Below are 21,181 nucleotides of genomic sequence, written 5' to 3'. Positions count from 1 at the left end.
CTGCGCTTATGCCACCTGGCGCAGAATCGTGCCCAGTATCTCCACCATCTGCCCGATCTGCTCCGGCGTGACGATCAGTGGCGGCGACAGCGCGATGACATCGCCGGTAACGCGCACCAACAGGCCGCTTTCGTGGAAGCCGCGCTCGAACACCTCGAAACCGCGCGCGCCCGGTGCACCGTCGCGCGGCGCCAGTTCGATCGCACCGATCAGGCCGATGTTGCGGATGTCGATCACATGCGGCAGCCCGCGCAAGCCGTGCAGGGCGTCTTCCCACTGCGGGCCGAGCGTGATCGCACGCGTGAACAGGTCTTCCTCGGCATAGGTATCCAGGGTGGCGATCGCCGCCGCGCAGGCCAGCGGGTGGCCGGAATAGGTGTAGCCGTGAAACAGTTCGATCGCGTTCTGCGGCCCGTGCATGAAGGCATCAAAGATCGCATCGGCCACCAGCACCGCGCCCATCGGCACGGTGCCGCTGGTCAGCCCCTTGGCGGCGGTGATGATGTCGGGAGTGACGCCGAAGCGCTGCGCGGCAAACGCCTCGCCGACCCGGCCGAAGCCGGTGATGACCTCGTCGAACACCAGCACGATGCCGTGGCGGTCGCAGATGGCGCGCAACCGCTGCAGGTAGCCCTCCGGCGGCAGGATCACGCCGGCCGAACCGGAGACCGGTTCGACAAAAACCGCGGCGATCGTGGACGCATCGTGCAGGGTGATCAGCCGCTCCAGATCGTCGGCCAGTTCCGCGCCATGCGCGGGCAGCCCGCGCGAATACGCATTGCGCTGCAGATCCAGCGTGTGCCGCAGATGGTCGGTGCCGGCCAGCAACGGGCCGAACCACTTGCGGTTATTGGGCAGCCCACCGATGGACATGCCGCCGAAGCCGACCCCGTGATACGCCTTCTCGCGGCCGATGAAGCGGGTGCGCTGGCCCTCGCCGCGCAGGCGGTGGTAGGCCAGCTCGATCTTCATCGCGCTATCCACTGCCTCCGAGCCGGAGTTGGTGAAGAACACATGGCCCAGGCCGGGCGGGGCGATCGCGGCCAGCCGCTGTGCCAGCACGAACGGCAGCGGCGAGCCCATCTGGAAGGTGGGGGCGAAATCCAGCGTGCCGGCCTGTGCGCGGATCGCCGCCACGATGCGCTCGCGGCCGTGGCCGGCGTTGCAGCACCACAGGCCGGCGGTGCCGTCCAGGATCTGGCGGCCGTCGACATCGCGGTAGTACATGCCCTGCGCCGAGGCCAGCAGGCGCGGGCGCGCCTTGAACTGGCGGTTGGCGGTGAACGGCATCCAGAAGGCGTCCAGCTGCGCGGGTGCCTGCAGCGCATCCGCCGCATCGCTGGGAAGGTGGTCGGGCATGGCAGGCTCCGTCGCTCGGGATCGCCCGACTGTACGCAGCTGGCACCTCGGCCGTCACCTCGATGCCGGCAGGCGCATGGCGTGCCGGCCGTCAGCCGGCCACGCGATCGGCCACCGGCCCTTCGCAAGCGCGTATCGCCGCCCTGCGATCGCTGCCGATGCCGGGAGCGGTTTCGCGACGTGGGTGGCGAAGCGCAGACAGACTAGTCAATTAGTCGCAGCCCCGGCCGCTAACACCAAGGAACGCTTGTGCGGCGTGGGGTTTGGCAGCGCGTTGCAACGCTGCGGGGCACTCGCGAGCATTGCAAACAGGCAGGGATCGCCGATGATGCGCCAGACGACCGCCGGTTGGGGCTGGTCGCTGTCGCTGCTCATATCGCAACGCGTTGTTTGATCGCAGCCGTCAATCGTATTCGGAACGACCGACAGGACGTTGCCATCGCCCGCAAGGCCATGGCGGCACGCCCGTCAGCCGTGCTTATCGCAGTTCATCGTTGATTTTTTGGGGAAATGAGAATGACGCAAGGGTCCACCGTGGCGACAGCCAGCGGCGCAGACGCCGGTCTACTGTCCAAGGAGCGCATCATTGCGCGGCCGGGGTTCAATCGTTGGTTGGTCCCGCCGGCAGCATTGGCGATCCACCTGTGCATCGGCATGGCCTACGGCTTCAGCGTGTTCTGGCTGCCGTTGTCCAAGGCGTTGGGCATCACTGAGTCGATTGCGTGCCCGGCCGACATGGGCCTGTTCGCGCGCATGGTGGCCACCACCTGCGACTGGAAGATCAGCGAACTGCAGTGGATGTACACGCTGTTCTTCGTGCTGCTGGGCTGTTCGGCGGCGATCTGGGGCGGCTGGCTGGAGCGCGCCGGCCCGCGCAAGGCCGGCGTGGTCTCGGCGCTGTGCTGGTGCGGCGGCCTGGTGATTTCGGCAGCCGGTATCCACTTCCATCAGATCTGGATGCTGTGGCTGGGCTCGGGCGTGATCGGTGGTATCGGTCTGGGCCTGGGTTACATCTCGCCGGTGTCGACGCTGATCAAGTGGTTCCCGGACCGTCGCGGCATGGCGACCGGCATGGCGATCATGGGCTTCGGCGGCGGCGCAATGATCGGCAGCCCGCTGGCCGATGCGCTGATGCGCCACTTCGCCACCCCCACCTCGGTGGGCGTGATGGAAACCTTCCTGGTGATGGCGGCGCTGTACTTTGTCTTCATGATGGCCGGCGCGTTCGGCTACCGCGTGCCGCCGAGCGGCTGGACCCCCGCCGGCTGGACCGCACCGGTGGCCAGCAGCAACGCCATGATCACCGCCAACCACGTGCACGTCAGCAAGGTCTGGGGCATCCCGCAGTTCTGGCTGCTGTGGGGCGTGCTGTGCCTGAACGTCTCGGCCGGTATCGGCGTGATCGGCATGTCCTCGCCGATGTTGCAGGAAGTATTCGGCGGCCGTTTGATCGGTGTGGATGTGGGCTTCGGCAGCCTGGATCCGACCCAGCTGGCCAGCATCGCGGCCATTGCGGCCGGGTTCACCGGTCTGCTCAGCCTGTTCAACATCGGTGGCCGGTTCTTCTGGGCCAGCATGTCCGACAAGCTCGGCCGCAAGAACACCTACACGCTGTTCTTCGTGCTGGGCATCTGCCTGTACGCAGCGGCGCCGTCGGCTGGCGGCATTGGCGGCATCGCGCTGTTTGCAGGCATCTTCTGCATCATCCTGTCGATGTACGGCGGCGGCTTCGCCACCATTCCGGCGTATCTGGCCGATCTGTTCGGAACCCAGATGGTTGGCGCCATCCACGGCCGTCTGCTGACTGCCTGGGCCACCGCGGGCATCCTCGGCCCGGTGGTGGTGGGATATATGCGCGAGTACCAACTGGCGCACGGCAGCCCGCCGTCACAGGTCTACAACACCACCATGTACATCCTCGCCGGCATGCTCGTGCTCGGCCTGATCTGCAATTTGTTGGTGCGCCCGGTGGCCGCGCGTCACTTCATGACGCCTGACGAACTGGCGCGCGAAAAGCAGCTGGCGCACGAGAAGGTGGACCGCAGCGGTCACGGCGTGTTGCCGCCGGAGCAACTGGCGCGCATCGGCCATGGCGGCAATCCCGCGCTGGTTGCATTCGCCTGGATGGCGGTGGGTATCCCGATGCTGTTCGGTATCTGGGTCACCCTGCAAAAAGCCTTCGTGCTGTTCCATTGAGATGAGATGACCAGTCCGTCTTCCCGTTCCGTGCGTCCCGGCAGTGTGGTGCGCACGGTCCGTCGCCATCGCGGTGGCCGCAGCGCCACGGTGCAAGACATGGTGGCGGCCGAAATGCCGGTCGCCTTCATCTACAACGGCGTGCCCTTCGCAGTGATGATGGCCACGCCGGAGGACCTGGAGGATTTCGCGCTCGGGTTCTCGTTGAGCGAAGGCATCGTCGATCACGCGCAGGACTTGCGCGTGATCGCGGTGGAGACGTTTCTGGAAGGTGCTTCGCTGCAGATCGAGATCCCGCCCGAGCGGGCAGCCGCGTTGGATCAGCGGCGGCGCAATCTGGACGGGCGCAGCGGTTGCGGGGTGTGCGGCAACGAATCCATCGAGGCGGTGCTGCGTGTGCCGCCGGTGCTGCAGTCGTCCCTGCAGATCGACGTGGATGCCTTGGCGCATGCGCTGGACGCGCTGCATGCACGCCAGCCCATCGCCGCGCAGACCGGCGCCGTGCACGCGGCCGGTTGGGCCGATGCGCAGGGCAATGTGCAACTGGTCCGCGAAGACGTGGGCCGGCATAACGCGCTGGATAAATTGATTGGTGCATTGGCGCGCGCGCGCATCGATGCATCGCACGGGTTTGCGGTGGTCACCAGCCGCGCCAGTTACGAAATGGCCATGAAAGCCGCGCAGGCCCGAATTCCGCTGCTCGCAGCGATTTCGGCACCCACCGCGCTGGCGATCAGCCTGGCCGACAGTGCGGGACTGACCCTGATCGGGTTTGCCCGCGATCACGATTGTGTTGTTTACAGCCATTCGCAGCGCCTGGATCTGGGCGTTAGCGTGGGAGAGCCCGCATGAGCAAGAAAACTATCCAGCAGTACGACAATCCCGCGGGCGGCTGGGGCGCATTGCGCTCGGTGGCCAAGCATCTGATGGAACAGGACATCGCAGTGCAGGGCGCCAAGACGCTGCTGCACGCCAACCAGCCGGACGGCTTCGACTGCCCTGGTTGCGCCTGGCCGGACCGCGACCACACGTCCACTTTCGAATTCTGCGAAAACGGCGCCAAGGCCGTGGCAGCCGAGTCCACTGCGCGCCGCGCCGGGCCGGAACTGTTCGCCTCGCACAGCGTCAGCCTGTTGTCGCAGTACAGCGACTACTGGCTGGAAGGGCAGGGCCGGTTGACCCACCCGATGCGCTACGACGCGGCCACCGACCACTACGTGCCGGTCAGCTGGGACGATGCCTTTGCGCACATCGCCGGGCATCTCAACGGGCTGGCGTCGCCGGACGAGGCGATCTTCTACACCTCCGGGCGCACCAGTAACGAGGCGGCATTCTTGTATCAGTTGTTCGTGCGCGAGTTCGGCACCAACAACTTCCCCGATTGCTCCAACATGTGCCACGAGCCCTCCGGCACCGCGTTGCGCTCGCAGATCGGCGTGGGCAAGGGCACGGTGTCGTTGCACGACTTCGAGCTGGCCGATGCGATCTTCATCTTCGGGCAGAACCCGGGCACCAACCATCCGCGCATGCTGGGCGAGTTGCGTCAGGCCTCCAAGCGCGGTGCGGCGATTGCGGCATTCAATCCGCTGCGCGAGCGCGGGCTGGAAAAGTTCGCCGATCCGCAGGACAAGCTGGAGATGCTGCACAACGGCTCCACGCGCATCGCGTCGGATTATTTCCAGCTCAAGATCGGCGGCGATCTGGCCGCAGTGAAAGGCATCATCAAGCATGTGCTGGAGCGCGATGCGCAGGCACAGCGCGATGGCACGCCGCGCCTGCTGGATCTGGATTTCATCCAGGCGCACACGGCCAATTTCGACGCATTCGCGGCCGACGTGCATGCGGAAGCCTGGGACACCATCGTCGAAGAATCCGGTCTGGACGAAGCGGCGCTGCGCAAGGCCGGGGAGATCTATCTCAATGCCGAGCGCGTGATCGCCTGCTGGGGCATGGGCATCACCCAGCACAAGCATTCGGTCGCCACCATCCACATGATCACCAACTTGCTGCTATTGCGCGGCCACCTGGGCCGTCCGGGCGCGGGGGTCTGCCCGGTGCGCGGGCATAGCAACGTGCAGGGCGACCGCACGATGATGATCTACGAAAAGCCGCCGGCCGCATTCCTGGACAAGCTGCAGTCGGTGTTCGGTTTCGCGCCGCCGCGCGCAGACGGTTTCGATACCGTCGGTGCGATCGAGGCGATGCTGGATGGGCGCGGCAAGGTGTTCTTCGCAATGGGCGGCAACTTCGCCGCCGCCACGCCGGATACCGACGCGACGCACCGCGCGCTGCGCAATTGCGACCTCACCGTGCACGTCACCACCAAGCTCAATCGCAGCCATCTGGTACACGGGCGCGATGCCTTGATCCTGCCGTGCCTGGGTCGTACCGAAATCGATATCCAGGACGCCGGCTCGCAAGGCGTGACGGTGGAAGATTCGATGAGCATGGTGCACCTGTCGGCCGGCATCAATCCGCCGGCTTCGCCTGATTTGTTGTCCGAGCCGGCGATCGTGGCGCGGCTGGCCGAGGCGACGTTGGGTGCGCGCAGTGCGATCCGCTGGCGTTGGCTGGTGGGCGATTACGACCGCGTGCGCGACCTGATTGCGCAGGTATTCCCGGACTTTGCCGGCTTCAATGAGCGCGTGCGCACGCCGGGCGGCTTTCGCCTGTCCAACACCGCGCGCGACCGCCAATGGGTGACGCCGGAGCAACGCGCGGTATTCAAGCCGCACGCCGTGCCCACCGACAATCCAATCCATCGTGCGCGCCGCAGCCACACCGAGCAGATGGTGTTCACGCTGGCCACCACGCGTTCGCACGATCAATACAACACCACCATCTACGGTTTGGATGACCGTTATCGCGGCGTCTTCGGTGAGCGCCGTGTGCTGTTCATCAATGGCGCCGATATCGCGGCGTTGAACATGAAGGCCGGCGATTGGGTGGACCTGGAGAGCCTGTGCGAGGACGGTGTGCACCGCGAGGCACGACGCTTCCTGCTGGTGGACTACAACATTCCGCGCGGCTGTCTGGCTGCGTACTACCCGGAAACCAACGCGCTGGTACCGTTGTCCAGTTTCGCCGACGAGGCGCGTACGCCGACCTCCAAGTCGATTCCGGTGATCGTACTGCCGCATCGTGCCGAAGCCGCCGACGCGGCACCGCGCGACATTGGAGCGGTGCTTGTCCGCTGATCCACAGCTCACCGTGCAGCTGTTGCACATGCTTGCGGACGCACCGGATGGGATGTCGCTTTCCAAGCTGTGCAAGCAGCTGGGCGTGCGCATGAGCGTGCTGTTGCGCACGCTCGCCTGGCTGGGCAACGCAAACCTGGACGGTCAGCCGGGCCCGGACTGGGTCCGCGTGGAAGACCGTGGCGAGCGGCAATTCGCGGTGCTGACGTCGGTGGGACGCGCTGCCACGCCGCCACGGGCGCGCGAACCGGAGTGAGTCCGGTCGGGCCGGCGATGCCGCTGGTGAACAGGGCCTGCGACAGAGCCGTGCCTCTGGACTGATCACGCCCGCGCCACCTGACCGGACCCTGGCGATGCCAGGGCATCTTGCGGCATGCGCTGCCCCCGTTCGGGGCCTTCGATCCGTCGCGCGTGCACGCCGATGCTTCCATCCCGGTGTCGCTGAGTGGCTGCATCGGTGCACCGCCCAACCCCAACGGAATCGCGGTCGCGTCCGCTTGGCGGCTTTTTCTGCGCATTATTTTCGTTGTCGCGATCAAGTTCGCAGCCGGCGCGCCGATCTGGGGAATACGCCGCATGGGCGTGCGCCAGGCGTGCCGCGGCGATGTCGCTGCAGCGGTAATGGCGGTAGATCGAGGGAGGACGGAACCGATGATGCGTTTGTTGGCTGCCAACCGCAGAGCGCTGCGTTGGGCAGTGGTGGTGCTTGCGCTGGGCGCGGTGCTCACCACCGTCACCGCGCTGGAGCTGCGCCAGGTCAACGCGCGCCGCGCCCAGGCGCAGCTGGCAGCCTCGGCGCAGGCCACATTCGATCAGATCCAGGAGTTGCTCAATCATTATCAGTACGGCCTGCGCGGCATGCGTGGGGTGGTGCTCACCGCCGAGGAGCACCTGGACGGTGCAAAAATGCTGCGCTACAGCCGGAGCCGCGATCTGGCGCGCGAATTTCGCGGCGCCCGCGGTTTCGGTGTCATCCGCCGCGTGCCCGAGGCCGAGCAGGCGCGTTTTGTGGCCGCCGCCCGCGCCGCCGGGCAGCCGGATTTCCGGATCCGCATGCTGACTGCGCACCATGGCGACCGCTTTGTGATTCAGTACATCGAGCCGGTGCAGACCAACGCTGCGGCGGTCGGTTTGGATATCGCCTCCGAGTCCAACCGCCGCCAGGCCGCTTTGGCCGCAGCGCTGAGCGGCGAGCCACGGCTGACCGGGCCGATCACCCTGGTTCAGGCCGGCGGCCACCCATCGCAATCGTTCCTGATGCTGTTGCCGGTCTATCGCGGCGGAGCAACCCCGTCCACGCCGACGCAGCGCCGCGACGGGCTGGTGGGCTGGACCTACACGCCGCTGCTGATGACCGAGGTGATGCAGGCGCTGCGGTTGGACCCGCAACGGTTGCAGCTGCGCCTGAGCGATGTGGATGCCAGCGGGGCGGCGGTGCCGTTCTACAGCAATCGCACCGCCGCCGCGCCGACCGTGGTGGCCAGCACCTGGGTGCAACGCGATGTCATGGGGCGCCGCTGGCGCCTGGACATGCAGGCCAGCCCGGCCTTCGCAGCAGCGGCGCAGGTGTTGCCGGTCAGCGGCATGCTGAGCATCGGCCTGCTGCTGAGCGTGCTGACGTCGGCCCTGGCCGGCGCACTGTGCAGCGGCCTGGAGCGCCGCCGTCAGGCCGCGCGCGGCCAGGCCGATCTGCTGGCGGTGGTGCAGAGTTCGGCCGACAGCATCATCGGCAAGACGTCCGAAGGCGTGGTGCATAGCTGGAACCGCGCCGCCGAACAGTTGTTCGGCTATAGCGCCGAGCAGGCCATCGGCCGTCGCCTGCTCGACCTGATCGTACCGGAGCATCTTCATCACGAAGAGCATGCGGTGCTGCAGCGGATTTCCCGTGGCGAGGAGATTTCGCATTTCGAAACGGTGCGTCGGCATGCCGACGGCCGCCTGCTGGACGTGCTGGTCAGTGTCTCGCCGATCCGTGGCGCCGATGGCCGCCTGATCGGCGCCTCCAAGACGGTGCGCGACATTTCCGAGCAGAAAGCTGCGCGTGCCCAGATCCTGGCGCTCAACGCGAGCCTGGAAAACCAGGTGACCGCGCGCACCGCAGAGTTGCAGCGCAGCACGCTGATGCTGGAGGGCGTGCTGAGTGCGGCTTCGGAGGTGTCGATCATTGCTACCGATCCCAGCGGTTCGGTCACGCTGTTCAACACCGGGGCCGAGCGCATGCTCGGCTACCAGGGCGAGGAGGTCGTCGGCCGCGCGAGCATCTCGCTATTTCACCTGCCCGGGGAGGTGGACGCACGCGCGCGCAGTCTGACCCAGGAGCTGGGCAGGCCCGTGGAAGGTTTCCGCGCATTCGTGGAGAAAGCCGAGCGCGACGGCGCCGACACCTACGAGTGGACATATGTGCGCCGCGACGGCAGCACGCGTCAGGTCAGTCTGGTGGTCACTGCCATCCGTTCCGAGGACAACGCCATCGCCGGTTATCTCGGCATCGCGCTGGACATCAGCGAACGCAAGGCGGCCGAACGCTCGCTCGCGCGCAGCAACGCGATGACCCAGGCGATCCTGGACACCGCAGTCAATCCGATCATCACCATCGATACTTACGGCGGCGTGCGTTCGTTCAACAGTGCCGGGGAGCGGGTGTTCGGTTATGCGGCCAGCGACGTCATCGGCCAGAACGTGCGCATGCTGATGCCCGACGTCTACGCCGGCCGTCACGACGCCATCCTGGAGCGTTACCGCCAGTCCGGCGCCGGACAGCCGACCGGCATCGACAACGGCCGCGAGGCGCTGGCCAGGCGCAAGGACGGCAGCGAGTTCCCGGTCGAAATCAGCCTTGGCACGATGTGGGTGGATGGCCAGCGTCTGGTGGTCGGCGTGATCGCCGATATCACCGAGCGGCATCGCCAGCGGCAGGCGCTCACCCGCGCGCGCGACCAGCTTGCGATGGCGGCCGATGCCGCGGAACTGGGGATCTGGACCTGGATCCCCGGCACCGATGCGCTGGAGTGCAATGCGCGCATGTGCGAGATGTACGAGTGGCCGCCTAGCCTGTCCGAGCGCGGCCTGTGCTACTCCGATTGGCGCTGCATGGTGCACCCGGACGATATCGACCGTACCGAGCAGAGCCTGCAGGCCGCGATGGAAGGGCGCGGTGTCTACGATCCGGTCTTCCGCGTATTGCGCAGCGACGGCGGGGTACGGCATATCCAGGCCGGAGCGCATACCGAACGCGATGCGGAGGGCCGTATCACGCGGGTCATCGGCATCAACCGCGACATCACCTCGCAGCTGGAGGCCGAACAGGAGTTGCGCCTGGCCAAGGCGCGCGCCGACGAGGCCAGCGAAGCCAAATCCTCGTTCCTGGCCAACATGAGCCACGAGATCCGCACCCCGATGAACGCGGTGCTGGGCATGCTGCAACTGCTGCAACGCACCGGGCTGGATGCGCGCCAGGGCGATTACGCCGGCAAGGCGCAGAAGGCCGCCACGTCTCTGCTCGGCCTGCTCAACGACATCCTGGATTACTCCAAGATCGAGGCCGGCAAGCTGCAGCTGGATCCGCATGGGTTCCGGCTGGAGGAGTTGCTGCGCGATCTGTCGGTGGTGCTGTCGGGTAACCATCACCGTCCCGAGGTCGAAATCGCCTATCAGCTGGATCAAGGAATTCCCGACCGGCTGGTCGGCGATAGCCTGCGCTTGCAGCAGGTACTCATCAACCTGGCCGGCAACGCGCTCAAATTCACCCAGTACGGCCATGTGCTGTTGCGGGTGGAATTGCTGGCCATCCACGCGCAGGCGGTGACGCTGCGCGTGGCGGTGGAAGACACCGGGATCGGCATCAGCGCCGAGCAGCAGCAGCGGATTTTCCATAGCTTCACCCAGGCCGAAACGTCGATCAGCCGTCGGTTCGGCGGCACCGGGCTTGGCCTGGTGATCAGTCGCCGCCTGATCGGCCTGATGGGTGGCAACCTGCAGGTGGACAGCACGCTCGGGCAGGGCAGCCGCTTCTGGTTCGACCTGCAGCTGGAGTGCGAGACGCCGGCGTTGCAGTTGCCTGCCCGCAGCAGCGATGCAGCCCGGCACCTGTTGCTGGTCGACGATAGCGCGCTGGTGCGGGAGGTACTTGCCGAGGGTCTGGTCGCGCAGGGGTGGACGGTGGCGGCGGTGGCGTCCGGCGAGGCTGCAGTGACGCACGCGGTCGAGGCGGCTGGCAGCGGCCGGCCCTTCGATGTGGTGCTGATGGACTGGCGCCTGCCCGGCATGGACGGGATCGCGGCGGCGACGCGCATCCGCGAGCGCTGCGGCCGTCATGTGCCGCCGGCGATCCTGATGCTCACCGCCTATCAGCGCGAACTGCTGGCCGAGGCCCAGCGGCACGGCGAGGTCCCCTTCGTCGATCATCTGGTCAAACCGGTCACGCCCCGGCAGGTGATCGACGCGATCGAACAGGCGTTGCGCACCGACCCGCCGCCGGTGCCGGTGCCTGCGCTCCCGCAGCGTCTGCAGGGGCTACGCGTGCTGGTGGTGGAAGACAATGCGCTCAACCGTCAGATCGCCGACGAGCTGCTGCGCGGCGAAGGCGCCTGGGTGGCGCTGGCCGAGGACGGCGAAAAAGGCTTGCAACGCCTGCGCGAGGGCCCGGGGGTCGATGTGGTGGTGATGGACATGCAGATGCCGCATGTGGATGGACTGGAGGCCACCCGGCGCATCCGCGCCGATGCGCGCTTTGCCGCACTGCCGATCCTGGCCATGACCGCCAATGCCGCCAGCAGCGATGTCAGTGCCTGTCTGGAGGCCGGCATGGATGCGCACATCGGCAAGCCGATCGACCTGGAGCGCATGGTCGATGCACTGCTGCGGCTGAGCGGTCGCAACGCCGCAGTGGCGACCGGCGATGTCCAGGCGGATGCATCGCCACCGCACACGATCGCGCTGGATACGGTGCTGGCGCGCTTTGGCCAGAATCGCGCGCTGTTGGCGCGCATGCTCGACACCTTCGACACCGACCGTCACGCAATGCTGGAGTGCCTGCACACCGCGCTCGCCGACAACGACGACGCCGCCTGTGCCGATGCCGCGCATGTGCTCAAGGGGACGTCAGCGACACTTGGGGCCGATCGTCTGGCGCTTGCTGCATCGGCGCTGGAGCTGGACGCGCGTCGCGGCCGCCTGCCGGCGGCGGGGACGCTGGACGCGCTGGCGGGCCTGGCCGATGGCGAGCTGCGTGCCTTGCGCGAGGCGCTGGCCAACAGCCACTCCCAACTCGACAGCGCCGCCATGGCGCCGGCCGATGGCTCGGCGGACACGGTGCGGCACTTCCTGGACGTGCTGGCGCCCATGCTGCGTGCCTCCAACCTTCACGCGCTGGACCTGCTTGCGCAGGCGCCGGTTGCCATCGCCGGCGCGCAGGCTGCGCGCTATCTGCAGTTCCGCCAACAGGTGCAGCAGCTGCAATTCGACGCCGCGCTGCGCACGCTGGACGATTTGATGGAGCACCTATGAGCCTGTTCGATACCTATCGCCGCCTCGCGCCCGACGGCCGGCGTCCTCGCGTGCTGGTCGTGGACGACCAGCCGATCAACATTCATGCGCTCAACGAGCTGTTGCGCGAAGACTGCGACGTGAGCATGGCCCTGGACGGGCAACGGGCGCTGCAACTGTGCCGGGAGCAGCCGCCGGACCTGGTGGTGCTGGACGTGGTGATGCCCGAGCTGGACGGCCTGCAGGTCTGTCGCCATCTGAAGGCCGATCCGGCCACGGCCGACATCCCGGTGATCTTCGTCACCGGCCAGGACACCCCGGAGGAGGAAGTGACCGCCTTGCAGGCCGGTGCGGCCGATTTCATCAGCAAGCCGATGCAACCGGTGGTGGTGCGTGCAAGGGTGCAGAACCAACTGGTGATGAAGTTGCAGAGCGATCTGTTGCGCGCCATGGCCGCGCTGGATGGGCTGACCGGCGTTGCCAACCGACGCCGCTTCGACGAGGCGTTGCAGCTCGCCTGGAAGAACTGCCAGCGCGAGAACCGACCGTGCGGGGTATTGATGATCGATGTCGATCATTTCAAACGCTACAACGACCATTACGGCCACCTGAGCGGCGATGCCTGCCTGCGCGAGGTCGCCCGGCAGTTGGCCGGCTGCCTGGCCCGTCCGCTCGACCTGCTGGCGCGGTATGGCGGGGAGGAATTCGTGGCCTTGTTGCCCGACAGCAATTCCGACGGCGTGCGCGAAGTGGCACGGCTGATGCTGCAGGCCATCGCACAGTTGCGGCTGCCACATGCCGACTCGTCGGTGGGTCCCTGGCTCAGCGTGAGTATCGGCGGCGCATCCATGCTGCCGACGCCGGCACTGGTGCCTGCCACGGTGCTGGCCCACGCCGATACGCAGCTCTACCAGGCCAAGCAGGAAGGCCGGGCGCGCGCCTGCGTGGCATGAGGTCTGCTGCGCGGATCGTTGTCGGCAGAAACCATCCGCATGATGTCGCGGCCAATCTGACAGAATCGACGGCCTGTCCGACGATCCGCTTCGCATGACATCTGCCGTGACTTCGCACAATTCCCCCGCGCGCGTGCTGTTCGCCAGCCTGATCGGCACCACCATCGAGTTTTTCGATTTCTACATCTATGCCACCGCAGCAGTGCTGGTGTTCCCGACGCTGTTCTTTCCCGCCAGCGATGGCAGTGCGGCAATGCTGCAGTCGTTGGCGACCTTTGCAGTTGCGTTTATCGCGCGGCCGGTGGGCTCTGCGGTGTTCGGGCACTTCGGCGACCGGGTCGGGCGCAAGGCCACGCTGGTGGCAGCGCTGCTGACGATGGGCCTTTCCACGGTGGCAATCGGCCTTTTGCCCAGCTACGCGCAGATCGGCATGGTTGCACCGGCGTTGCTGGCGTTATGCCGCTTCGGCCAGGGGCTGGGTCTGGGCGGCGAGTGGGGCGGGGCGGTGCTGCTGGCCACAGAGAACGCGCCGCCCGGCAAACGGGTGTGGTACGGCATGTTTCCGCAGTTGGGCGCACCGCTGGGGTTTCTGTTGTCCACCGGTACGTTTCTTGGCATGGGTGCGGTGCTGGACGATGCGCAGTTCATGCAGTGGGGGTGGCGCGTGCCGTTCCTGGCAAGTGCGCTGCTGGTGCTGACAGGCTTGTGGGTACGCCTGAGCATTACCGAGACGCCGGATTTCCAAAGGACGCTGGACCGCAACGCGCGCGTCAAGCTGCCGCTGGGCACGGTGGTCTCGCAGCATTGGCCGGCATTGATCGTCGGCACGCTGGGTGCATTTGCCACCTTCGTGCTGTTCTATCTGATGACGGTCTTCGCGCTCGGCTACGGCACCAAGACACTGGGCTACGACAAGGAACAGTTCCTGTTGTTGCAGATGGCCGGCATCGTGTTTTTTGCATTGGGCATTCCGCTCTCGGCCAAGTTCGGCGACCGCCACGGCGCACCGTTGGCGATGATGCTGGCCAGCATCGCCATCGTGGCATTCGGGCTGGCATTTGCGCCGTTGTTTCAGGCCAATCACCCGTTACAGGTGCTGGCGTTCCTGGCACTGGGATTCTTCTTCATGGGCCTGACCTATGGCCCCTGCGGCACGCTGCTGGCCGAGCTGTATCCCACCGAGGTGCGCTACACCGGTGCCTCGCTGTCGTTCAATCTGGCCAGCATCCTGGGCGCAGCGCCAGCGCCGTATGTGGCCACGCAACTGGCGGCCAGCTACGGCGTGCAATCGGTGGGGTATTACCTGGGCGGTGCCGCCGTGTTGAGCCTGGTGGCGCTGATGGTTGCACGGCGTTGGCAGCGTTGACCGCAGATCACTGCGGGTTTTATCGCTCGTGCGGATCGTGCGGCAACGCGTCGGTACGCGATGCAGCGCTATCGATGGCGCTGCGCCGTGACATGCCTACGATGCGCCGATGCCGATGCCGATGCCGATGACCGCGATCCCGGCGTTGTGCTCGTCCGGTAACGCGCTGGTCTGGACCCAGACAGGCGATGAAGCAGGTCATTCACGAGGGTCGGTGTCGGCCACTAGATGACGCAGGATCAGCCTGCCAGACGCACCTGGTTACGGCCGCCGGCCTTGGCCAGATACAGATGCTTGTCCGCTTCGTTCAACAGATGGTGCAGCGACTGGTCGCCTTCGCTGGCGACGCACACGCCGATGCTCACCGTCATGCTCAGGGTCTCTTCGCCAACGCGCACGCGCAGCGCGCTGATGCGTTCGCGCAGGGTTTCGAAATAACTGCTGGCGTTGGCGACATCCAGCCCCGGCACCAGCAGGCAGAATTCTTCGCCGCCGAAGCGGGCGACCAGATCCTGCGGCCGCGCGTGCCCGGACACCGAAGCGGCCACCGCACGCAGCGCCTGGTCGCCGGCTTCGTGGCCCCAGGTGTCGTTGATGTGCTTGAAGTGGTCGATGTCCACCATTGCCGCGGTCACCGTCTGGTCCTGCGACAGCAGCTTGGGAATCACCCGCTGGCTTTGTTCCAGGAAATAACGCCGGTTGGGCAGGCCGGTGAGGAAGTCGCGGGTGGCCAGATCCTGCAATGTGCCGATCAGTTCCAGCTGGTCCACGTTTTGCGAAACGCGGCAGAAGAATTCTTCGCGCGAAAAGGGTTTGCGCAGGAAGTCGTTGGCGCCGTTCTTCAGAAAGCGCGGGATCAGCGACGAATCGTTGTTGCCGGAAATGCCGATCACCGCCACCTTGTCGCGTGAGCGGATCGCGCGCAACCGGCGGGTGAATTCCACGCCTTCCATTCCAGGCATTTCCTGGTCGACGATGGTCAGGCGGATGCCGGGGTCGCGTTCGATCGCTTCCAGCCCGGCAGCGCCGTCGGCGGCCAGGACCACGCGGTAGCCGTACATCGACAACAGCGCAGCGGCGTAGGTGCGTGCAGATAGCGAATCGTCCACCACCAGGGCGGCGATCCGGCGATTGCGTTCCAGGCGCTGCACCAGCCAGGCCAGGTATTCGATGCTGCCCGGTGCGTTCTTCAGCACGTAATCGATGATCTGCTGCTGCAGCACGCGCTGGCGCAGATCTTCGTCGTACACGCCGCTGACCACCACGGTGGGCAGTTTGCGCGAGAGAAAGAATTCCACGACCTTGTCGCGGTCGCCGTCGACCAGCACCAGGCCGGTCAGGACCAGAAACCAGCCATCCTCTTCGTCGAGCACCCGTGCGGCTTCGGCCAGGGTCGAGACGACCGTGACCGGCAGTTCCACGCGTTGCTCGATGGCTTCGCGCAGCATGCTGGTGAACGTGCGGGAGTTCTCCACCAACAGCACACGCTGCGGCAGAACTGCACTTTCACTATTGCGATGTAGGGTACCTGGGGACATCGGGTGGCCGTTACGAATCGAACCGTCAGGTCAGCTAACGGCTCTGCTCGCCAAAACTTGAGCGCTGCGTTCCAGAGTGCGCCGATCACCACAGCGCATCGCGCAGCCGATACCAGCTCATCGCCGCCACCAGCAATGGGGTCCGCAGCCGCTGCCCGCCAGGGAACGGGCGATGCGGGATGCGTTCGAACACGTCCAGGCGGCGGCTCTGGCCGGCGATGGCCTCGGCGATGACCTGGCCGGCCAGCCCGGTGGCGGCCACCCCATGCCCGGAGAAGCCCTGCGCGAAATACAGATTGGGCGCCAGCCGGCCCCAGTGCGGGGCGCGGTTGCGCGAAATATCCACGTAGCCGCCCCACAGCGTCTCCAGCGGCACATCGTGCAGCTGCGGAAACACCGTGTGCATGCGCCGGGTCATCAGGCGCTGCAGGCCCGCAGGCGGCCGCGAGGAATAACTGGCACGGCCGCCGAACAGCAGCCGGTGGTCGGCGCTGAGCCGGTAGTAATCCAGCGCCCAGTTGGTGTCGGCCACTGCCATGTCGTTGGTGATCAGGGCCCGCGCACGCGCTTGGCCCAGCGGCGGGGTGGCGCCGACATAAGTGCCGACCGGCATGATGCGCTGCTCCAGCTGCGGTGCGATGCCGTGCAGCAGGGCATTGCCGGCAAGTACCCCGAAGTCGGCCGCGACGCTGCCGTGGGCGGTGTGCATCGTCACCTGTGTGCCGGCGTGCTGGCGGGTCACCGCGGAGTCTTCGTAGATGCGCACGCCGGCCGCCAGTGCGGCACGTGCCAGGCCCAGCGCATAGGCCAGCGGATGCAGATGGCCGCTGGCGGGGTCGAACATGGCGCCCAGGTACAGCGGGCTGTCCAGCACCTGGCGGGTGCGGGTGCGGTCCCACCATTCCAGCGGGTAGTCGTAGCGTTCGGCCATGCGCGCGATGCCGTACTGCAGCGCGTGTCCCTGGCGCGGCTTCAGCGGAACATGCGCATGGCCGTCGCGCCAGTCGCAGGCGATGGCATGGCGTGCGATGCGTGCGCGCAGCAGGCGCATGCCGTCGCGCGAGAAATCGAACAGCAGGCGCGCATCGTCGTTGCCGACCAGCGCTTCCAGCGTCTCCTGCTCGCAACCGTAGCCGACGAGGGCCTGGCCGCCATTGCGTCCGGACGCGCCCCAGCCCACGCGTCTGGCTTCCAGCACGATGACCTTGTAGCCGGCCTCGGCCAGCGCCAGCGCGGCGGTCAGGCCGGTATAGCCGCCGCCGAGGATGCACACATCGGCGTGCTCGGCGCCTTGCAGGCGCGGCTGGGCGGGCAGGGCCGGCGTACTGCGCGCGTACCAGCTGTCCGGATAGCCGGTGTCCGGTGGTGCGCGTTGCGGCAGGGGCTCGGGCGGGCGAGCCATCACACGGTGCGCAGGTACCGCGCGTAATCCAGGTCCGGCACCAGCGCCTGGTAGTCGAGCAGCTCGCGTTGCTTCTGCTGGCCGAACACGTGCTGGAACTGCGTGCCAAGGTGCTCGCCAATGAAGTCGCTGCCACCAAACGCATCCACCGCAGCTTGCCAGGTGCGCGGGGTGAACAGCGATTGCGCATACGCATTGCCGGTGATGGGCGCGCTGGGTTCGGCCGGCTGCCGCAGGCCGTCCAGCATCGCGGCCAGCACGGCTGCAGCGGCCAGATACGGGTTGGCATCGGCGCCGGCAATACGGTGCTCGATGCGGGTGTTGTGCGCATCGCTGTGCGGGATGCGCAGCGCCACGGTGCGGTTGTTGAAGCCCCAGCTCGCATCCAGCGGCACGAAGGCATTGCTGACGAAGCGCCGGTAACTGTTGGCATGCGGGGCGAACACCAACAGCGAGGCCTCCGCGTGCCGCTGCAGCCCGGCAATGGCGTGGCGCAGCGCGTCTGCAGGCGCGTTGGCAGTGCTGGCCAGCACATTGCGCCCGGCGCCATCGAGCAGGCTCACATGCAGGTGCAGGCCGCTGCCGGCCTGGCCGGGGAAGGGTTTGGCCATGAAGCTGGCCAGCTTGCCCTGCTGCTGCGCAATCGCCTTGATGGTGCGCTTGAGCAGAATCGCCTCATCGCAGGCGGCCACCGCATCGGCGCGATGCTGCAGATTGATCTCGAACTGGCCGGGCGCGTATTCGGCCACCGCGGTATCGGCTGGAATGCCTTGCTGCCGGCAGGCCGCAGCTACCGCATCGGTGAAGTCGCGCTGGTCGTCCAGATCCTGCAGCGAATACACCTGGGTGCTGTCGCTGCGCTCGCCGGTGAGCGGGTCGCGCGGGGTCTGCGGGCGCCCCCGCGCATCGGCCACCGCATCGAACAGATAGAACTCCAGCTCCACCGCAATCACCGGGGTCAGGCCGAGCGCGCCAAACCCCTGCAGCACGCGCTGCAACACCGCACGCGGGGCGACCTCGAACAGGCCGCCCTCCGGGGTGTGCATCGCCAGCAGCAATTGCGCCATCGGCCGCGGCGCCCACGGCACCGGGCGCAGCGAGCCTTCGATCGGCCGGCAGATGCGGTCGGCATCACCGATGGCGTAGCCAAGCCCTGTTTCTTCCACGGTGTTGCCGGTGATGTCGGTGGCGATCAGCGACATCGGCAGGCACACGCCATCGCGATAGACCTTGTGCAGCGCACCGGCGCTCACGCGCTTGCCGCGCAGCACACCGTTGGTATCGGGCAATAACAGATCAACCGACTCGCAACCTGCGATGCGAGAGAGTGTGTCTGCATCGGCAGCGGGCAGGGACGCGATGGAGGTCTCGGAAGCCATGGGCAACACCTGCGAAGTCGCCGCGCAGCGTAGCAAAGCGCGCGTGAGCAATCGCAGCCGCAGCGACGTGCGCCTGGCAATGCCGGCGGTGGCGCGGTAAGTTCGAACGTATCGTCGTTCACCCCTACGCATCGGATTCTGCGCATGGCTGTCGTTCCGTTGGTCGGCCTGCCGACCGATCGCATCCTGCAGGGGCCGCACCCGTTCCTGGCTGCCGGCGAGAAGTACATCCGCGCAGTGGCCGAGGCCGCCGCTGCGATGCCGGTGCTGTTACCCAGCCTGCAGCCGTCACTGGATGCACGCGTGTGGCTGGGGCGCCTGGACGGGCTGCTGCTGACCGGTGCGGTCAGCAATATCGAGCCGCATCACTACAGCGACGCGCCCAGCTGGGAGGGCAACCCGCACGATGCGGCGCGCGATGCCACCAGCCTCGGGCTGATCCCGCAGGCGCTTGCGCGCGGCCTGCCGGTGCTGGCGATCTGCCGCGGCCTGCAGGAGGTCAACGTGGCGCTGGGCGGGCGCCTGCATCAGCGCGTGCATGAGGTGCCCGGCCTGGCCGACCACCGCGAAGACCGAACCGCATCGCTGGACGTGCAATACGGCCCTGCGCACCCGGTGCGGCTGCAGCCCGGCGGGTGGTTGGCCGGCATGAGCGACGCGACCGACGTGCAGGTGAACTCGCTGCACGGGCAGGGCATCGCACGCCTGGCCGATGGCCTGCTGGTCGAAGCCACCGCTCCCGACGGCCTGATCGAAGCCTTCCGCGGCCCCGGCCCGGGCTTTCTGCTCGCGGTGCAGTGGCATCCGGAATGGCGTGTCACACAGCATCCATTCTACCGTGCCATCTTCCAGGCCTTCGGCGAGGCCTGTCGCCAATACGCCGCGCAACGCGGCAAGTGAGGTTGCATGTCCATCCGCACACGTTCGCGCAAGACCCCGCCCAAGCAGCCGGAGAGCGCGCTGCGCCGCTGGCTCAAGGAACGCAGCATCACCGAGGTGGAATGTCTGGTGCCGGACATCACCGGCAATGCGCGCGGCAAGATCATTCCGGCCGACAAGTTTTCGCATGACTACGGCACGCGTTTGCCGGAAGGCATCTTCGCCACCACCGTCACCGGCGACTTCCCGGACGACTATTACGCGCTGACCTCGCCCTCGGACTCGGACATGCATCTGCGCCCGGACGCCAGCACCGTGCGCATGGTGCCGTGGGCGGCCGACCCCACCGCGCAGGTTATCCACGACTGCTACACAAAAGATGGGCAGCCGCACGAACTTGCCCCGCGCAACGTGCTGCGCCGCGTGCTGGAGGCCTATGCGCAGGTCAAGCTGCAACCGGTGGTGGCGCCGGAGCTGGAATTTTTCCTGGTGCAGAAAAATACCGACCCCGATTTCCCGCTGTTGCCGCCGGCAGGGCGCTCCGGGCGCCCGGAAACCGCGCGGCAGTCGTATTCGATCGACGCGGTCAACGAGTTCGACCCCATCCTGGACCTGATGTACGACTACTGCGATGCGATGGAACTGGACGTCGATACCTTGATCCACGAATCCGGCGCCGCGCAACTGGAAGTCAACTTCACCCACGCCGATGCGCTGTCGCGTGCGGATCAGGTGTTCCTGTTCAAACGCACCATGCGCGAGGCCGCGCTGCGGCACGGCGTGTATGCGACGTTCCTGGCCAAGCCAATGGAAACCGAGCCCGGCAGTGCGATGCATATCCACCAGAGCCTGCTGCATGCCGGCACCGGCAAGAACGTGTTCAGCGGCAAGCGCGAGGGCGGCTTCAGCGACACCTTTGCGCATTATCTGGGCGGCCTGCAGAAATACATTCCGATGGCGATGGGCTTGCTGGCGCCCAATGTCAATTCGTACCGCCGGCTGATGTTTGGCGAGGTGTCGCCGAGCAATGTGCTGTGGGGCTTCGACAACCGCACCTGCGGGCTTCGGGTGCCGATCGATGTGCCGCAGAACATGCGGGTGGAAAGCCGCTTCGCCGGCTCCGATGCCAACCCGTATCTGGCGATGGCGGCGACGCTGGCGTGCGGGTTGCTGGGCATTCGCGAAAAGCTCGAACCGACTGCGCCAATCAGCAGCAATGGCAAGGAGCAGGGCTACGATCTGCCGCGCTCGTTGGGAGAAGCGCTGGATGAGGTGGAAGGCTGCGACGCCTTGCAGGAGATGTTGGGGCGGCGCTTCGTGCGGGCCTATATCTCGGTAAAGCGCAAGGAGTACGAAACGTTCTTTCGCGTGATCAGTTCGTGGGAGCGGGAGTTCTTGTTGTTGAATGTCTAGTCCACTGAATCATTG

General features: G+C 66.6%; 13 protein-coding genes. 9 read left to right on the top strand and 4 right to left on the bottom strand.

Annotated elements, in window-relative coordinates; all coding sequences use genetic code 11:
- Positions 1-6: 6 nt before the first annotated feature.
- A complete protein-coding gene (locus tag M3O59_RS12050) occupies positions 7-1,359 on the bottom strand; it encodes an omega-aminotransferase AptA (protein WP_249046886.1) in 1,353 nt (450 codons plus the stop codon).
- Between the two features lie 516 nt (positions 1,360-1,875).
- Here M3O59_RS12050 and M3O59_RS12045 point away from each other — a divergent pair.
- The 7 genes from M3O59_RS12045 (at position 1,876) to M3O59_RS12015 (ending at position 14,555) form a co-directional block, all read left to right on the top strand.
- Positions 1,876-3,555 (top strand): OFA family MFS transporter, encoded by a 1,680-nt coding sequence (locus tag M3O59_RS12045; RefSeq protein WP_064631028.1) that lies wholly within the window; start codon positions 1,876-1,878, stop codon positions 3,553-3,555.
- A 6-nt stretch (positions 3,556-3,561) separates the two neighbouring features.
- Complete coding sequence (gene fdhD, locus M3O59_RS12040) at positions 3,562-4,407, top strand: formate dehydrogenase accessory sulfurtransferase FdhD (RefSeq protein WP_064631030.1); 846 nt, start codon at positions 3,562-3,564, stop codon at positions 4,405-4,407.
- A complete protein-coding gene (locus tag M3O59_RS12035; RefSeq protein ID WP_116906097.1) occupies positions 4,404-6,752 on the top strand; it encodes an FdhF/YdeP family oxidoreductase in 2,349 nt (782 codons plus the stop codon). The genes fdhD and M3O59_RS12035 overlap by 4 nt, the downstream gene beginning before the upstream one ends.
- Positions 6,742-7,008: a hypothetical protein gene (locus tag M3O59_RS12030; protein WP_064631034.1), complete on the top strand. Its 267-nt coding sequence runs from the start codon at positions 6,742-6,744 to the stop codon at positions 7,006-7,008. The genes M3O59_RS12035 and M3O59_RS12030 overlap by 11 nt, the downstream gene beginning before the upstream one ends.
- Before the next feature lie 395 nt (positions 7,009-7,403).
- Positions 7,404-12,257: a PAS domain S-box protein gene (locus M3O59_RS12025; RefSeq protein WP_116906117.1), complete on the top strand. Its 4,854-nt coding sequence runs from the start codon at positions 7,404-7,406 to the stop codon at positions 12,255-12,257.
- On the top strand, positions 12,254-13,189 hold the full coding sequence (locus M3O59_RS12020; protein ID WP_116906096.1) for a diguanylate cyclase domain-containing protein: 936 nt from the start codon (positions 12,254-12,256) through the stop codon (positions 13,187-13,189). Before M3O59_RS12025 ends, M3O59_RS12020 begins: the two co-directional genes overlap by 4 nt.
- Positions 13,190-13,283: 94 nt before the next feature.
- On the top strand, positions 13,284-14,555 hold the full coding sequence (locus tag M3O59_RS12015) for an MFS transporter (RefSeq protein ID WP_064631038.1): 1,272 nt from the start codon (positions 13,284-13,286) through the stop codon (positions 14,553-14,555).
- A 239-nt stretch (positions 14,556-14,794) separates the two neighbouring features.
- Here M3O59_RS12015 and M3O59_RS12010 read toward each other — a convergent pair whose 3' ends face one another.
- From M3O59_RS12010 to M3O59_RS12000, 3 genes are all read right to left on the bottom strand, one after another.
- Positions 14,795-16,093 carry a diguanylate cyclase gene (locus M3O59_RS12010; RefSeq protein WP_181920584.1) on the bottom strand — a complete coding sequence of 433 codons (1,299 nt, stop codon included), beginning with the start codon at positions 16,091-16,093 and terminating at the stop codon, positions 14,795-14,797.
- A gap of 85 nt (positions 16,094-16,178) precedes the next feature.
- Positions 16,179-17,498 carry an NAD(P)/FAD-dependent oxidoreductase gene (locus M3O59_RS12005; RefSeq protein WP_181920583.1) on the bottom strand — a complete coding sequence of 440 codons (1,320 nt, stop codon included), beginning with the start codon at positions 17,496-17,498 and terminating at the stop codon, positions 16,179-16,181.
- Positions 17,495-18,874: a glutamine synthetase family protein gene (locus M3O59_RS12000; protein ID WP_116906093.1), complete on the bottom strand. Its 1,380-nt coding sequence runs from the start codon at positions 18,872-18,874 to the stop codon at positions 17,495-17,497. Before M3O59_RS12000 ends, M3O59_RS12005 begins: the two co-directional genes overlap by 4 nt.
- 144 nt (positions 18,875-19,018) lie before the next feature.
- On the opposite strand from M3O59_RS12000, the gene M3O59_RS11995 reads away from it, so the two are divergent.
- Both M3O59_RS11995 and M3O59_RS11990 read left to right on the top strand, forming a co-directional pair.
- Entirely contained in the window at positions 19,019-19,774 is a 756-nt protein-coding gene (locus M3O59_RS11995; protein WP_064631045.1) for a gamma-glutamyl-gamma-aminobutyrate hydrolase family protein, read from the top strand.
- 6 nt (positions 19,775-19,780) lie between these two features.
- Positions 19,781-21,166: a glutamine synthetase family protein gene (locus M3O59_RS11990; RefSeq protein ID WP_116906092.1), complete on the top strand. Its 1,386-nt coding sequence runs from the start codon at positions 19,781-19,783 to the stop codon at positions 21,164-21,166.
- The last annotated feature ends 15 nt before the right edge of the window (positions 21,167-21,181 follow it).

It is taken from the genome of Xanthomonas nasturtii (assembly GCF_023337365.3).
Lineage (GTDB): Bacteria > Pseudomonadota > Gammaproteobacteria > Xanthomonadales > Xanthomonadaceae > Xanthomonas > Xanthomonas nasturtii.
This window is presented reverse-complemented; position numbering and strand designations above follow the sequence as displayed.